Below are 14,834 nucleotides of genomic sequence, written 5' to 3'. Positions count from 1 at the left end.
TGTCTACCTAAGGCGGCAGAATAGACAATCGCGGTCTATTGTTAAACTGCAGCCAGTTGTTAAACAGGTAAAAAGCAGTTCGGCATCTAAACAAAAACAATGAGGTTTTGACTATGAAAATGCGTCTTCTAACTTTAGCGGCAATCGCTTCTAGTGCAGTATTGGTAGGTTGTTCAGGCAGCTCATCACTAGAGCAGAGTGTTGCTGATCTTTCGTCTAAAGTAGATTCTCTATCTAACCAGGTTTCAGCTCTACAAGGCGATGTATCAGATGTAGCAGCGGCGTCAGCGCTTTCTTATGACGAAGCAGCACGCGCTAACGAGCGTATCGACAACATGGCTCAGTCTTACACTAAGTAAGATTTAGCAAGTAACACCCCCTATGATTCTGCGGCACCTTCGGGTGCCGCAGCTATTTATACGCCACGTAAACCTCCCTCAACCTCAACGCCACGAGCCGTTACTCTTCGCTTCCATTTCCATTGATTTCAGATCAAGACATCAGTCTTAGTTTTTCTAGATTGGCTCGGAACACTTCATCGGTCATGAGATGAGAATACGATACTCGACCTAGTGTGCATGCACGGTGAATTCAAAGCACTAGAACCTTGCGGCGACGATGAAAAGTAAGAAGCAGAACGCAGAAAGCGGCGTCACGGAAAAGAAAAACACGCTGCTCGTCATGCGAACAACGCGTTTATTAAGGGAGTCCAACGACCGATTAAATGTCGTTGTCAGCGAGAATTTGTTGTCCCATTTCGATAGGCATACCCGATTGGATTGCCAAGGCTGCACGGTAACGACGCTCATTCATGTGGTTTGACGTCAACCATGTAGAAACACGCTCATCAGGCTGCGTCAACAAACGCTGTCCTGCTTGAGATTCGTCAGCGGACAATGGACGATGCACTTCAACGTACACAGCGCCATCTGGCTCGAAGCTCGTTTTTACTGGCTGGTTAATCACACGCACTTTCTCACCCACACTGACGCGATTGAACAACCACGCAATGTCTGAGGGGCGCATGCGAATACACCCAGAGCTTACTCTAAGCCCAATACCAAAATCTTTGTTGGTACCGTGAATCAAATACGTTCCCGTACCATACGCTAAGCGCAACGCATGCAGGCCTAACGGATTCTCAGGTCCGGCAGGCACGACGTCCGGCAACACAATGTTTTTCGTTTCCAAATACTCTTTGCGAATACTTTGTGGCGGTGTCCATGTTGGGTTTTCACGCTTCTGGCTGATTTTGGTCGTCATGATCGGTGTATCGCGACCAATTCGGCCAATCCCAATGGGAAAGATGAACATTTCCTTCGCGGCTTTATCAAAGTAATACAAACGTAACTCAGCAAGGTTGATCACGATGCCGTCATAGTCGACGTCGGGAAGCAAAAGCTGTTGGGGAATCGTGACAAATGTGCCCGCTTTTGGAAGGTATGGGTCAACACCTGGGTTAGCAGATAAAAGCGCGAGAAAGCCAACATTGTACTGTTTAGCAATCTTTTCTAGATGCTCGCCCTGTTGAACGACATGCACAGGGTTTTCCCCAACCAAACGCGTATTTGCCTCGGGCCAAGCGTATTGTGTCGCTTGCGCGTTGGTGACAAGCAATGCACTGAACGTCATCGCAAGCAGTAATCTAAAGCTTTTCATCTAACTGAAATCTCTTTGTTCGTTGTCCGTGGTGTTTCTCTGTATTAAAGATATCACGCAATACGACCTTTGCTCGTGCCTAACATTTCGGGAGAGTGGGTAAATCGGTACGCAATTCTTGTGAATGACACAAAACGTGAAGAGCACCTCTCGGTGCTCTTTTAGGATCGGTGGAAAAACATCCTACCTTTAAAAATACATACGAACGCCCAATGAGCCTTCAAATTCGAAATCTGATTCTTCCTGCCAATACCAAGTTGAACCCGCTTCTCCGTATAGTTCCACATTACCGTGGCCCAATGGAACCGCCAAGCCCAACCCTGCACGAGGCCCCCATTCATGGTGTTCATCGTCTACCCATTGAAAGCCCGTATAACCATAGATTGGCGCAAATTCAGGTCTTGCTAACCAATCGCCAAGGTTCCAAAGCCCATCAATCGCGACGCCTGTTTCTTCAATGCCGAATGACAATCGAATGGCATCTTGTGACACTGTCACCCCAGACATCGGCGTACCCAAAAATACGCCAGCCGAAAACCCTTGAGCGGCCATTGTGGACATTGGCGAAGCCAGTGCCAGTAAAAGAAGAACCCTTTTCATTACTCTATCCATATCTAAAAATTCACCGTCAGCAAAAAAATGCGAGCCAACAAGTCTGATGCTTAAAATGCGCTATATCATTCGTCGAGAATCAGCCGAATCACTTTACCTTGCGGGTCTAGGTTAAACCAGCGTCATGCAGTCAATTTACCATCAATGCCTCAATTCCAATGGTCTAACGCGCATTCAAGCCTAGGTGCAATTTCAAACGTATACCCAAACGGCCTGTAGATGCGCCAATTCATAAGTCGTTTGGGTCTAAGCGGTTGATCGTCCAATGTTTGGTATTGAACACCATGTTCAACGCGACAAAACAATCATTTACTCGTAATAGACATAAACTAATGAAAGAAAAACAACGTTTAATAGGTCTATACCCAAGCAACCTGCAGTTGCGGGTGTGTTGGATGCATCTAGTTTGAGGAGATAGCGGGCATGTTGATCCGTAGAACGAAAAAATCTGAGCTAAAGGAAAGCGACCTGACGCCAGAGTCGGTTTATAAATCGCGCCGTGAGATTCTAAAAAAGCTGGGTATTGTTACTGCTGGATTGCCTTTTGCAGCACAGAGCCAAGCCAGTATTTTTGATATCTTCGGCGGCGATGACAAGAAAAGCGAATCAAGTGCTATTTTTCAGCGCTCTCCAATCGTCGCCCCTAAGAACAACGCCTATGGCGCAGGCATTGAGCTAACGCCAGAAACCAAAGTGTTGAATTACAATAACTTCTACGAGTTTGGTACGGGGAAAGGTGACCCGGTTGAGAACAGCCAAGGGTTCAAGGTTGACCCTTGGAAACTTGAAGTGACAGGTTTGGTCAACAACCCTATTACTTTAGGTTACGACGACCTACTCAAGCGCTTCCCGCTTGAAGAGCGTTTATACCGCATGCGCTGTGTCGAAGCCTGGTCAATGAACATCCCATGGATTGGCTTCTCCCTTGCAGCATTACTCAAAGAAGCGGATCCGCTTGGCAGTGCAAAATATGTCGCCTTCGAAACCCTGTATGACCCAGACCAAATGCCGGGGCAGCGCTCGCAGTTCGTGGGGGGCGGTATTGATTATCCGTATGTAGAGGGCTTGCGTCTTGACGAAGCCATGCACCCATTGACCATGCTTAGCGTGGGTCTCTATGGTCAAACCCTTGCCCCACAAAATGGTGCGCCTGTTCGCTTGGTTGTACCTTGGAAATATGGCTTCAAAGGCATCAAGTCTGTGGTCAAAATCCACTTGCTTGAAGCACAACCGCCGACGACGTGGAACTTACTGGCGCGTCACGAATACGGCTTCTTTGCCAACGTGAACCCGCAAGTTGACCATCCACGTTGGAGTCAATCTTCAGAACGCTTTATTGGTGAAGGTTCTATCTTCAGTTCGCGCAGAAAACCTACCGCCATGTTTAATGGCTACGGAGAAGAAGTCGCGAGCTTGTATTCTGGCATGGACTTGCGAGCTAATTATTGATGCGATTAACGCAGAAACACATTCGGGGTATCAAGGCGGGTGTGCATCTCATCAGCCTTGGTTTCTTCATCAATTTGGTCTGGCTGACCTTTAATAATGGTTTTGGGGCAGATCCTGTCGAAGGAATTACGCACTTTACTGGCATTGCCGCACTTAATACCTTGGTGGTCGCCCTACTTATTAGCCCTATCGCAAAATTTGCCAAACAAGGGATGTTGGTTAGGTGTCGCCGTGTCGTCGGCATCTACAGCTTTGTTTGGGCAACGCTGCACATGGCAACCTTCTTCGCGCTGGATTTGGCATTCAACTTTGCGTTTCTGTGGGAAGAAATCGTCACTCGCCCTTACATGACGGTAGGTGCAGTAGGATGGCTTATTTTGCTGGCGCTAACGGTGACATCCACCAGTGCCATTCAACGCAAGATGGGCGCGAAGTGGCAGAAACTGCACAATACGGTTTATCTCGCTGCGCTATTAGTGCCAATTCACTATTACTGGTCGGTGAAATCTGGTCTTATTGAACCTGCGATCTATATTTTATTGTCTGTGGGATTACTCGCAGTTCGTTGGAAATCGATTAAAAGGATCGTTATTCGCCCAGCCATTCGTCGTACTTAATGTCCTATTTTGACCCATATCTCCTAATTGAGTTAACTATTTCTAGAATTCTCATAATTTTTGCCATACTTTAAGGCAACCCTATGTAGTCGTTCTTATTTTTGGAGTGGGCGTTTTTGCTGGATGAAATTATCTCGCAGAGTCTACGTGACTTTCAGTCTGATTGTTTACGTTTCTGTGAACAACATTATCCTACGATTCATAACCGTGGAATGAAAGAAAGCCACCTTGGCAAGGCATTGTCTCGTCGGCTTATCCACTCATACGATAATATCGATATTCCTGCGAGTTTTGTTCAACTTGAAGATGCGTCTTCATTAAAACAAATGGTATTCCGCGTTGATTCCCCCGAGCACCAAATATATATCGTTGCGCACAACTTAATTAGCGCCAACGTCGCTTGTCGTCGTGGTTTGGTAAAAGACACTTGCTGGATGCTGGATCGACTGGACGTAAACGATAAAAAAGAAAAACGGCTCATCATTATTTCCGACCATTGGATTGACCGTTCAGCAGCGAGTAAATCCATTCCCAGTTGGTGGTTAGGACATCAGCCTATTCACCTGCCAGAATTTGTTGCGCAAGGGATCAAACTCGTGGATTCGCCAAACTCTCTTGCGGTCGATCTTCAAAACGATTGTCGATTGCACGATGGTCTGCACCGTATATTCCACCCTTTTCACCGCCAACGCGACGGGCTTCCATTGTTTAAATACCTCATGCTATCAGCGGTTTATCCGCTTACCCGCGTCTAATCTATCCCGCGTTCTCATCACCTGCTGACGTCGGCGAAGATACATCGCACATGACGAGGTGATATCACATCTTATCCGCCCATGAAACGCATGAATTCTCATTGACCAGTCATCTTGATCTTGTTTGGGTGTATACAAAGTCGGTAGGCTCACTGTATCTTTGATTTACAACGTCATTTCTCTTTAACGCGGGGCTTGGATGCTCGAAAAAGTCATTAGTATTCTCTTCCCCGTTTTTGCCGTCGTGGTGGCAGGGTTTATCGTAGGGAAAACGTTTAAGCCAGATATGGGTCCCATCAATCGAATTAACATAGATGTCATGGTGCCATGTTTGGTTTTCTCTACTTTGTCTGTAATGCCGCTTGGCATGGAGCAGTCTTCACTGATCATCGCAGCCGTTGTCGCTGTGCTATTACCTGGCGTGCTCATGGCGGTTCTCGCCCAATTCTGTAATATGCCTTTTCGCGTATGGGGCCCCGCACAGATGTTCCGAAACAGCGGGAATCTCGCCATTCCTCTGTTTGGTTATGCCTTTGGTCAAAGCGCCGAAGCCCCTGCCATCATGCTGTTTCTGGTCTCGGTTGTCCTGCACACCACGGTGGGCATTTCGCTTCTAAGCAATCAATCTCAGCGCTTTCTCTCAATATTAAAAACGCCGTTGCTCATCGCTGCGTGTTTGGCGCTAACCGCAAATTTCGCAGACATAAAAGTGTGGCCGCCACTTCATGAAGCCATGGTGTTGCTCGGAAATGCTGCCGTACCTGTCATGCTGCTTTCACTTGGGGTTCAGCTTACCGCGATACGATGGAGTGGTTTAAGAATTGGCATGCTAAGCACTGTGCTAAGCCTTGCTACAGGGGCAATTGCATTTGCAACCATCTATGCGTTCATTCCTTTACCCTCAGAACACATGAGGATGATGGTGCTGTTCACCATGTTACCACCCGCCGTGATGAACTTTTTATTGGCGCAACGTTATGATGCTGGCGCGGATGAAGTTGCCTCTATGGTGTTGTTTGGCAACTTCCTAACCATTATTACGCTTCCTGCTTTGCTGTATATTGCATTTGCATGGTTTTAAGCGTGGAGCCTGTGCTTGTGCAAACCGATTTTTGCTAATTCGGATAAGGCTTAGAAGCTGGGTTTCTTCCACACAGATTTAAAATCGAACCAACCCACGTTGTTTGAAGAAACATCTTCCAAATCACGCCCGTCCACCACACCTAACCAGATATGGAATAAGGGAATGATCTGACGTTGTTCCACGATCATTCGACCCAAGGTTTCAGCAGGGAACACCTTGTTTGGCGTCCTGCGCCACGTCATCATGCTCTCTTCCAGTTTTGCATAATCTTCCTCAGGCATTGCCACCGACATATGATTGAAATTCATCAGCCATGGCAGCATCGCATCGCTGCGTTGATTGCCCAAACTCATCCCACAAAGCCAAATATCGACCTTCTTCGCTGACTTCCCTTGCATCATGTCTTCGTAACTTAATACATCAATATCGAGGGCTACATGATCAGCGGCGAGCATGGCTTTCAGTGCATGTGCCAATTTCGGAAATAGCGGATTGTCCCCTTGGTGTACCAAACGCAGACGGGTTACTGCGGGTGCAGTAAGTTGCGTCGAGCCGGCATTGGTGTGCACCCACCCCGGCACCAATCCATAAGCATTGGTAAGGCGATATTCACCAATACCATCTTGCGCCAAATAAGGCATTAAAGAGAAAGAAGCGATGCGGGAATGCAGGTACTCCGCCCAACGCGGATCTTTGGCAATACCAGTGCGTCGGTTTAGCAAAAGGTAGTTACACCCTTCATCCAAAGCCAAACGATCGTGTTCACCATTGCTTATCGCGCTTTGGTGCAACGCACCCTGCCGGGAATCCAACACAGTGGGATCAAGCGACGCTGTCGGCTGTAAGTAACACATTGCTGCGCTGTCCAAGACCCAAATTTCAATTTCATCTGTGAGTGCACGAAACCCGAAGTATTGATCGTGCGCGCGCAAAACTAACTGGCGGCTGTTGTTTTCCGCCACCAGATAAGGACCCGTACCAATCGGGAAACGTTCTGCGTTCTTTGTGCCCATTGAAGATCTGGATTGAATTGCCGCCATAGGAACCGCCAAGGTTTCATGAAGGCGACAATCGGGTGAATGCAGATAGATGTCCACGGCATTCTCAGCAGGCGATTCGATTTTTTCTATGTGGGAAAAGTAGGCGTTCTCAAGCAGATTTTCTAACGACGCAATCACGTCGGCGGCACTCAGCAAGCTGCCATCATGAAACTTCACTGCAGGGCGCAGATAGAAACGCCAGTGGCAATCACTCAGTGCTTCCCAATGGTGTGCCAAATCCGGCTCAACATCGTTAGTGCGTTCGTTGATACGAGTCAGACCGTTAAAGATTTGCGTGATCAAATGCTGCTCAGAGCGTCGAAGCGGTTTTGCTGGGTTCAAACTTGGAAACGCGCGGTAGTAAGGCAAACGTATGATCTGCTTGCCTTCCTGCGTCGTCACACCCAATTGTTCTTGAATTAATTGCGCAAGCTTAGAAGCATCGTTATCGAGTTGCTCGAGTGCCGCATCCAGTTTTCCGTCTTTTACCCATTCGCGCACCCGCTTCATTTGGAGATCTGACTGCGAGCGATGGAAGGTCAATCGGCTTTGCTTTCCTCGGCCAACCGCAGGGTCCCACGTTAACCACCCCTGCTCGGCCATTTTGTTCAATACCATGCGTGCATTGCGGCGGGTACAGAACAAGATTTCCGACATATCTTGGAGGTTTGTGTCGCTGTCTTTACCGTGAAAGTGCGCATAGATTTTGGAAAATTGCGCTTGAAGACGTTGGCCTGACATAAAAGAGGAACCCAAATTCAGAAAAAATAACGCTTAGATTTCCTATTTTAACCGAAATTCAGTGTGTTCGCCTCACACAATCAAGGGGTTATAGCGAGATCGCACTCACAGTTTATTTCCCCTATTTCGAATTCGAGCATTGTTATTTTGTTCTAGATCGCTATTATCGAGGCTCACATGCATTACGCATTTCAGGCAAAGCAGCAGGAGCCCGCATGGCTGACACGGCAATTCTTTCGCACTTCCACAAAAAACAAGCGTGGATGGCGAGTCATATAAACGCTGCGCAATTTCCTACAGCAGAAAGTAAACAGGGGTTGGCGATATACAAAGGGGCTGAATCTCTTCCTACCCTTCACGATGCCGACGGCTCGTACGCCCCTGTTGAAGGTATCTCTGTTTACGCTGTCGATTGCCACCCTCTCATGGTTCGCTATGCCAAAACACTGGCACAGAAATGGCCTGAGTCTGATCGCGCGTTAATGCTTGAGTTCCTCTCTCAACTTTCTCTCACAGACATCGATCCAGCGCCGGGCACTGACATTACCTTGTATGTAGCCATGTCGCAGGGAACGCCTGTTGCGACCGGTATGGTGTTTACCAGTGAAGAAGAGACGGGAAGTGTTGCGGGAATATACGATGTGTTTGGTGAAAACGAAGATGCTAAACGTGCAATGTTAGCGCATGTGTCAATCTCAACATCTGCAGATACCATCGTCAGCGAATAACGTTTAAACAACGACCTAAGCATTCAAAAACAAAAAGCAGAGCCTTGGGCTCTGCTTTTTTTTGTCTCAACTGTCGGCGAATGTCAGTCTTTAGCGATGTATTGAAAGCGAAAAGACGACACCAACCCACCAGCGATGATCGGAACGCTGGTCGATAGTAAAACTGAACCTATCGCCGACTGAAAAGTGGTAGTCAAAAGCCAATCAGCAGCAAATCATTCAGTGTGTATCGCTTAAGAGCGTGAAGAGCGCTCTTTCTTAACGATGAAGAATGCTGCAACGATAAATGCGATAACCAGTACTGTTTCCACGATTTGTTCCTTTCGATTATTGGGCGTTAAAAATGCGCTGTTCATTGACCACATATTTCTGTATTTACGTGTCGTTGAACATAAATTGCGCAAGAGTATACAGTAATTTTAGTTGCAAGAAATTATGAATTGTTAATTATTTGTCTGCTAATTGGTGTTTTTTACGTGAATTTACGTTTTCACGCTATCGGACAAGCAATATTATAGTAAAACATCGTTGTTTATGACTATGACAGCGCGCCTAACCCTTTAACTTTTATAGGATATAGTGCGCAAAAATGAAAAGTCGCCGAAATGCACGGCGACTTTGTTAACAGCCTGTTAATTCACATTTAGGGAATGTCATACTATATCAGTAGCTTTTACTGAATCAGCGCCCCATTCTCCGCCCATTGCCCAATCAAAGACCGTTCGTCTTCCGTCATCTGCGTCATGTTACCCAGCGGCATGATGTTGGTCGTGACCGACTGCGCCACGATTCGTGCAGCTTCTAACTGTATTTGTTCGGGTGTATCTAACACCACGCCAGCAGGCGCAACAGCAAACGCGGGATGCGTTGGGCTTTGCGAGTGACAAACCGTGCAGCGCTCAGCAATGATATTATTCACTTCGACAAAGACAGGTGCGACCTGCACTGGCGCGGCCATAACGCCATCACTTGATTTCATCGCTGGCGATGATACAAACGCCAAGCACACCAAACCCAATGCTGCCGTTGGAATTGTCCACGCAAACTTTTGGCTTCCATGGCGCGTGTTGAAGTAATGGCGAACCATGACACTCAGCACTGACAAGGCAGCCAAAATCGCCCAGTTATATTCATGCCCATAAGTACTTGGGAAGTGATTACTGATCATGATGAACAGAACAGGCAATGTGAGGTAATTGTTGTGACGAGAACGCAATAACCCTTTCGCAGGTAATGCAGGGTCTGGCTCTCGGTTTTCTTCTATGGCTTTAACCAAACCACGCTGCGCTGGCATGATCACACGGAAAACATTCCCGACCATGATCGTACCTATGATGGCACCTACATGGATGTATGCCCCTCGCCCGCTAAATACGAGGCTCAATGCCCACGCCGCAAAAACCAAACCTGCAAACAGAACAACACCAAGCAATAGCGGCTTTTTACCTAACGGCGAATCACAAAGAAGGTCATAGATAAACCAACCCGCCACCAGCGCACCAATACCAATGGCTATCGCGGTGCCAGATGACAATCCCGACCCCGGTTTTACCAAGTAAAGATCGGCATTGGAGTAGAACACCACGGTGAGCAATGCGACGCCGGTTAACCAAGTGAAATATGCTTCCCATTTAAACCAATGGAGGGTTTCAGGCATGGTCGGAGGCGCAAGTTTGTATTTTTCGAGGTGATAAATACCACCGCCATGAATGGCCCACAGGTCACCTGATAAGCCGTCTTTGGGGTTGACTCGGTTTAAGTTGTTTTCTAGCCAAACGAAATAAAACGATGCGCCAATCCAAGCAACACCTGTGATCATGTGTGCCCATCGTATCGCCAGATTTAGCCACTCTGTGATATACGGATCCATAAATAACTCCTGTATCAACGCAGGCACTTTCTGCCGCCTACATTGTTTATCCTGTCTTTGTTTGGTTTCTCGCGAGTACGGTTTCAATCACTGAGAGATGTTCAACCCGTCTAACGCTAAAACCACCTTCGTTTGAGCAGAAAAGAAGTGTTCATCGCAGTTACCGCCTTCACCCTCTCGGTCTACAACCAAAAACTGAGCACGGTCTGATAACGCCAAAACAGGGTGATGCCATACACCTGCGTGATAATTAACACCCTGCGTGCCTTTGGCATAGAAGGCACGGATGCCCCCAACACAGGGCGAATTGCTACGCGGTGCAACCACAACCAAATAATTGTTACATTGTAACGGAAAAAAAGCTTGCGACCCTTTCGGGTGCTTTTCCAACATTGCAATGTGAAGAGGATATTTCAGGGGTGTCGCTTCAAAGATATTGATGATGACGCGAGAGCCGTCATCTACCTCGGTCGTCGCCAATTTATGATAACGACGTGTAGAGCCCCCGTTGATCATGAAAAACTCGCGATCTTCTGTTTCGATAACATCCCCAAACTCAGCAAACGCTGCTTGAGTTAATGGCTCTATCTCTAACACGACTTCGTTGCGCATTTTCCACTCTCTAAATTGTGGTTTTGAAATATCACTGTTCACACGTTGTCGACATACCGCTTTCAATGCCAGCTACATCAACGGCACGCCAGTATCAGAACATCTTCTCAACAAAATCAGCTCAAGGCTCAGACGGTACTCGCCTTGGTGCCGAACAATCGGATCCGACTCACTCCGCCATCGGGAAAAATATTCACGCGAACGTGTGTCACCGTTCCGATGTCATTGATTTGGTCCGCATACTCATGAAGGTTGTCCGCTGAAAGTTTTTGACTGGGAAGCAACTCGCGCCAAAACAAGCTTTGCGTTGCGATCTGATCGTCTGTTCCGCCTTTCACATTCGCGGCTTGTATGGACATGCTGTCAGGGAAGTTACCTTTAAAGTGCGCAGTATCAACCACGATGCGGGCGATATCGCCAGCGTGGCCTAATGAGAGAATCACCCAATCATTTCCCGGCTCACGACGACGTGCAGTTTCCCAACCATCCCCCATGTTGATGCCACGGCCCGGCATAATGAGGTTTCGCATATGACCAAAGTGTTGATCGTTACACGCCAAAGCGCGGCCCCCGTGTTCAACAGCGACCAAATCCAGTTCTTCGTAGGGCGCGACGTTAGACCAATCCATGTTGGGATGACCAAAAACACGCAGCCTTGCAACACCGCCGTCAGGGTAGATGTTCAAACGAACATGGGTAAACGCACGCCTATCGCTGATAGGGAGAAAGTGATGACTGTCGCCGGCAAGGCTGGTCGACGGTTGAATTTCATGCCACTCGCTGGTTTCACTCGGGTCACTGTCGGGTGAGTAGCATGCATCCAGTGAAGCAGAAGGCGGAAAATTGCCCGTGAAATGGGAGGTATCGATATCAATGCCGTGAATGACGCCAGCGAGCCCTAATCGAACAATGCAGTAATCGTAACCTTCCCCACGCTTACGGCGTGATTCCCAGCCATCCATCCATTTGCCATTGTCGTCATAGACATTTTCTTTCCACTCAGCAGCGCTATCATCAACCAAGCGTTGTTTGTCTGCGAAGAAATCGTCAGTCGCATAAATGGCCTGCGTACCTAAACGGCTACTCGCGAGATTAACCAGTTTGGTGAAGTCAGGTAGTGCTAGATCCATGGTGTTTGCTTCCTTTCATTTTGTCGTTATCTCTCACTAGCAAAGGATTAGCTTCAATAGGAAGAAGCAAACCTTGCCCCATGATTGATAAAAAGGATGCGTCTTTTCCCCTTTCACTATGTGCAGTCAAACATGAGCGGTAATGTCACCTCATGCATGCCTGTCCAGCTTCAATTTGCGAGACGCTCAATGCACCGACTGTTGTCGGCAGTGAGTTGGCTACAAGTCTTGCAGCCGAAACAGAGCAATCTTGTTGATTTCTTTGATTGCGGTGTCGAATTCTGTGTCTAGATCATTCTCAATACGTTCTTCAAAGGCCGACAGTATCAAATGCCTGTTAGCACCTTTCACCGCCATGATGAAAGGAAACTGAAACTTCGCCTTATAGCGGTCATTCAAGCGCGTGAAACGCGCGAACTCTTCATCGTTGCACTGATTAATGCCAGCGCTTGCTTGCTCCGACGTGGATTCAGGCGTTAACTCTCCCGCGACCGCGGCTTTACCGGCTAAATCGGGGTGCGCCAAGATCACCTGTAATTTCTCTTCCCGCGACGCGTTATTCAAGACTTCAGCCATGCTGTCATGAAGACCATGATGGTCGTTGTGATCTTCCGTTAACCCTGCTTCGAATACGCGCTGCGCAACCCAAGGGCTGTGCTCGTAGATTCCACCAAACACGTTCAAAAATGCGTCTTCATTCATTTGGTTAGGAACACAACGGGTAAAACGTGCCATGTACGAAGTCTCCTTACTTCTCAATATAACGCTGAGACTCAGCGTCCATTGGTTTTCTTCATTGATGGATGTGGATGATGCGTGTGCCAATGCTTCGCAATATCAATGCGCCTTGTCATCCAGACGTCGTCATGCTGCTTCACGTACTCAACAAAACGTTTGAGTGCTGCAAGCCGACCAGGGCGACCCACCAATCGACAATGAAGCCCAATGGAGAGCATTTTCGGTGCATCTTGCCCCTCTTCATACAGCACATCAAAGCTGTCTTTTAGGTACTGGAAGAACTGCTCGCCCGCATTAAAGCCTTGGGATGTCGAAAAACGCATGTCATTCGTATCCAACGCATAGGGGATCACCAATTGTGGTTTTCCAGGCTGGGTGCCTTCTTCGTGCCAGTAAGGAAGATCATCGTCATAAGCGTCGGAGTCATAAAGAAATCCCCCCTCCTCGGCAACGAGTTTCCTCGTATTCGGCCCCGTTCTTCCTGTGTACCATCCCAGAGGACGCTCGCCAGTGACGGATTCAATCGCGGCAATGGCTTTTTGCATATCCGCTCTTTCATCGTCTTCACGCACATATTGATAATCGATCCAACGGTATCCATGACTGCATATTTCATGCCCATCCGCCATCATTGCTTTGATCACGTCAGGGTGCCGTTCGACAGCCATGCCCACAGCAAAGATGGTTAAGGGCACTTCTTGCTGTCTAAACAAACGCAATACCCGCCATACTCCCGCACGCGATCCATATTCATAAATGGATTCCATGCTCATGTGACGCACGCCAGTCAAAGGCTGTGCGCCGGGGATTTCGGACAGAAATGCTTCAGATTCTTTGTCTCCATGCAGAACGCAACGTTCTCCACCTTCTTCATAATTCAACACAAAGGATAAAGCGATCTTTGCATTGTTAGGCCATCTGGGATGGGGAGGATGCTCTCCATAACCCACCAAGTCTCTTGGGTAATCACTACTCATAGCGCCAATTCTCCAACACTCACGTTCTTAAACAGTCGCGACATGTTCTTTTGATCTGATTATCGCGAAGCATGTTTGCTCTAACACCGAAGAACAAATTAAGTATCCGCATTTTGTATACAATCCACAAGAACAAGTAAACAGATTGTTATCGTGATCAAGTTTTTGAAAACTCGCTTTATCCGACAAAGCATTGCCTGATGCGCTGCTTATCCCTTGTTTATAAAGCAGTAGACTCATCATTAACTTTACGAAAATCGCAAAAATGGAGCACATCACACTGCAAATTTATTGTGTACATTTAGTTAATCGCAATGTATTCAATATCCATGATTCGGGTAAATAAACGCTTATTTGTACAACGCTACCACTGTATATATCCGAGGAATGTACACAATCATACAAGGATTGAAGAAATGGGAAGGCTCACCACACACGTATTAGACACGGCAAATGGCACACCAGGTGCAGAGATTGAAATCACGCTCTTCCGCCATACCAGTGCTGGCCTTATTCCAATCACGCGTTCGCTCACCAACCAAGATGGGCGCACTGACTCTCCCCTCCTTGAAGACAGCGATATGGAGCCTGGCAAATACCAACTCCAATTCAACACCGCGCAGTATTTTATCCGCCAAGGCATTCAGTTAGATGACATCCCTTTTTTAGATGATGTCGTGATCCGCTTTGGTATTAATGATAGTGACGCCCACTACCATGTCCCTCTTTTAGTTTCTCCTTACAGCTTTTCAACGTATCGGGGCAGTTAACACAAACACAGCTTACGTGCGCACATCACTTTTATGCTCTACCACGCTATGT

At 47.5% G+C, this 14,834-nt stretch carries 15 protein-coding genes; 7 read left to right on the top strand and 8 right to left on the bottom strand.

All coding sequences use genetic code 11. The features are described 5' to 3' along the window. Positions 1-113 precede the first annotated feature (113 nt). Positions 114-359 carry an LPP leucine zipper domain-containing protein gene (locus EQP46_RS00375; RefSeq protein ID WP_017007952.1) on the top strand — a complete coding sequence of 82 codons (246 nt, stop codon included), beginning with the start codon at positions 114-116 and terminating at the stop codon, positions 357-359. 361 nt (positions 360-720) lie between these two features. Here the strand turns inward: EQP46_RS00375 and EQP46_RS00370 are convergent, their stop codons facing one another. Both EQP46_RS00370 and EQP46_RS00365 read right to left on the bottom strand, forming a co-directional pair. After that, positions 721-1,659, bottom strand: a complete 939-nt coding sequence (locus EQP46_RS00370; protein ID WP_129491757.1) for a L,D-transpeptidase family protein — start codon at positions 1,657-1,659, stop codon at positions 721-723. Between the two features lie 189 nt (positions 1,660-1,848). Then, a complete protein-coding gene (locus tag EQP46_RS00365) occupies positions 1,849-2,259 on the bottom strand; it encodes a hypothetical protein (RefSeq protein WP_129491756.1) in 411 nt (136 codons plus the stop codon). Positions 2,260-2,694: 435 nt separating this feature from the next. Here EQP46_RS00365 and msrP point away from each other — a divergent pair, with 435 nt between their 5' ends. From msrP to EQP46_RS00345, 4 genes are all read left to right on the top strand, one after another. Further along, complete coding sequence (gene msrP, locus EQP46_RS00360; protein WP_129491755.1) at positions 2,695-3,720, top strand: protein-methionine-sulfoxide reductase catalytic subunit MsrP; 1,026 nt, start codon at positions 2,695-2,697, stop codon at positions 3,718-3,720. Beyond that, entirely contained in the window at positions 3,720-4,337 is a 618-nt protein-coding gene (gene msrQ, locus EQP46_RS00355; RefSeq protein ID WP_129491754.1) for a protein-methionine-sulfoxide reductase heme-binding subunit MsrQ, read from the top strand. Before msrP ends, msrQ begins: the two co-directional genes overlap by 1 nt. A 212-nt stretch (positions 4,338-4,549) precedes the next feature. Continuing rightward, a complete protein-coding gene (locus tag EQP46_RS00350) occupies positions 4,550-5,092 on the top strand; it encodes a hypothetical protein (RefSeq protein WP_240671567.1) in 543 nt (180 codons plus the stop codon). A gap of 199 nt (positions 5,093-5,291) precedes the next feature. Then, positions 5,292-6,173 (top strand): AEC family transporter, encoded by an 882-nt coding sequence (locus EQP46_RS00345; protein ID WP_129491752.1) that lies wholly within the window; start codon positions 5,292-5,294, stop codon positions 6,171-6,173. 50 nt (positions 6,174-6,223) lie between these two features. Here EQP46_RS00345 and EQP46_RS00340 read toward each other — a convergent pair whose 3' ends face one another. Continuing rightward, positions 6,224-7,957: an SgrR family transcriptional regulator gene (locus EQP46_RS00340; RefSeq protein WP_129491751.1), complete on the bottom strand. Its 1,734-nt coding sequence runs from the start codon at positions 7,955-7,957 to the stop codon at positions 6,224-6,226. Between the two features lie 215 nt (positions 7,958-8,172). Here EQP46_RS00340 and EQP46_RS00335 point away from each other — a divergent pair, with 215 nt between their 5' ends. Continuing rightward, positions 8,173-8,685 (top strand): hypothetical protein, encoded by a 513-nt coding sequence (locus tag EQP46_RS00335; protein WP_129491750.1) that lies wholly within the window; start codon positions 8,173-8,175, stop codon positions 8,683-8,685. Between the two features lie 673 nt (positions 8,686-9,358). On the opposite strand, the gene EQP46_RS00330 is transcribed toward EQP46_RS00335, so the two are convergent. From EQP46_RS00330 to puuE, 5 genes are all read right to left on the bottom strand, one after another. After that, a complete protein-coding gene (locus tag EQP46_RS00330) occupies positions 9,359-10,555 on the bottom strand; it encodes a urate hydroxylase PuuD (RefSeq protein ID WP_129491749.1) in 1,197 nt (398 codons plus the stop codon). A gap of 87 nt (positions 10,556-10,642) precedes the next feature. Further along, positions 10,643-11,167 (bottom strand): ureidoglycolate lyase, encoded by a 525-nt coding sequence (locus EQP46_RS00325; RefSeq protein ID WP_129491748.1) that lies wholly within the window; start codon positions 11,165-11,167, stop codon positions 10,643-10,645. 128 nt (positions 11,168-11,295) lie between these two features. Beyond that, positions 11,296-12,297, bottom strand: a complete 1,002-nt coding sequence (gene alc / locus EQP46_RS00320; RefSeq protein ID WP_129491747.1) for an allantoicase — start codon at positions 12,295-12,297, stop codon at positions 11,296-11,298. Between the two features lie 219 nt (positions 12,298-12,516). Next, positions 12,517-13,032 carry a 2-oxo-4-hydroxy-4-carboxy-5-ureidoimidazoline decarboxylase gene (gene uraD, locus EQP46_RS00315; protein ID WP_129491746.1) on the bottom strand — a complete coding sequence of 172 codons (516 nt, stop codon included), beginning with the start codon at positions 13,030-13,032 and terminating at the stop codon, positions 12,517-12,519. Between the two features lie 38 nt (positions 13,033-13,070). Continuing rightward, entirely contained in the window at positions 13,071-14,012 is a 942-nt protein-coding gene (gene puuE, locus EQP46_RS00310) for an allantoinase PuuE (RefSeq protein ID WP_129491745.1), read from the bottom strand. Between the two features lie 416 nt (positions 14,013-14,428). Between puuE and uraH the strand changes: the two genes are divergently transcribed. Then, complete coding sequence (uraH, locus tag EQP46_RS00305) at positions 14,429-14,782, top strand: hydroxyisourate hydrolase (RefSeq protein ID WP_129491744.1); 354 nt, start codon at positions 14,429-14,431, stop codon at positions 14,780-14,782. The last annotated feature ends 52 nt before the right edge of the window (positions 14,783-14,834 follow it).

It is taken from the genome of Enterovibrio baiacu, assembly GCF_004120195.1.
Taxonomy (GTDB): domain Bacteria; phylum Pseudomonadota; class Gammaproteobacteria; order Enterobacterales; family Vibrionaceae; genus Enterovibrio; species Enterovibrio baiacui.
This window is presented reverse-complemented; position numbering and strand designations above follow the sequence as displayed.

Excerpts from the sequence above, each read along its gene's own strand:
- EQP46_RS00370 (WP_129491757.1), bottom strand. The coding sequence starts at position 1,659 with ATGAAAAGCTTTAGATTACTGCTTGCGATGACGTTCAGTGCATTGCTT.
- EQP46_RS00375 (WP_017007952.1), top strand. The coding sequence starts at position 114 with ATGAAAATGCGTCTTCTAACTTTAGCGGCAATCGCTTCTAGTGCAGTA.
- EQP46_RS00350 (WP_240671567.1), top strand. The coding sequence starts at position 4,550 with ATGAAAGAAAGCCACCTTGGCAAGGCATTGTCTCGTCGGCTTATCCAC.
- puuE (WP_129491745.1), bottom strand. The coding sequence starts at position 14,012 with ATGAGTAGTGATTACCCAAGAGACTTGGTGGGTTATGGAGAGCATCCT.
- alc (WP_129491747.1), bottom strand. The coding sequence starts at position 12,297 with ATGGATCTAGCACTACCTGACTTCACCAAACTGGTTAATCTCGCGAGT.
- uraD (WP_129491746.1), bottom strand. The coding sequence starts at position 13,032 with ATGGCACGTTTTACCCGTTGTGTTCCTAACCAAATGAATGAAGACGCA.
- uraH (WP_129491744.1), top strand. The coding sequence starts at position 14,429 with ATGGGAAGGCTCACCACACACGTATTAGACACGGCAAATGGCACACCA.
- msrP (WP_129491755.1), top strand. The coding sequence starts at position 2,695 with ATGTTGATCCGTAGAACGAAAAAATCTGAGCTAAAGGAAAGCGACCTG.
- EQP46_RS00345 (WP_129491752.1), top strand. The coding sequence starts at position 5,292 with ATGCTCGAAAAAGTCATTAGTATTCTCTTCCCCGTTTTTGCCGTCGTG.
- EQP46_RS00365 (WP_129491756.1), bottom strand. The coding sequence starts at position 2,259 with ATGAAAAGGGTTCTTCTTTTACTGGCACTGGCTTCGCCAATGTCCACA.
- EQP46_RS00330 (WP_129491749.1), bottom strand. The coding sequence starts at position 10,555 with ATGGATCCGTATATCACAGAGTGGCTAAATCTGGCGATACGATGGGCA.
- msrQ (WP_129491754.1), top strand. The coding sequence starts at position 3,720 with ATGCGATTAACGCAGAAACACATTCGGGGTATCAAGGCGGGTGTGCAT.
- EQP46_RS00335 (WP_129491750.1), top strand. The coding sequence starts at position 8,173 with ATGGCTGACACGGCAATTCTTTCGCACTTCCACAAAAAACAAGCGTGG.
- EQP46_RS00340 (WP_129491751.1), bottom strand. The coding sequence starts at position 7,957 with ATGTCAGGCCAACGTCTTCAAGCGCAATTTTCCAAAATCTATGCGCAC.
- EQP46_RS00325 (WP_129491748.1), bottom strand. The coding sequence starts at position 11,167 with ATGCGCAACGAAGTCGTGTTAGAGATAGAGCCATTAACTCAAGCAGCG.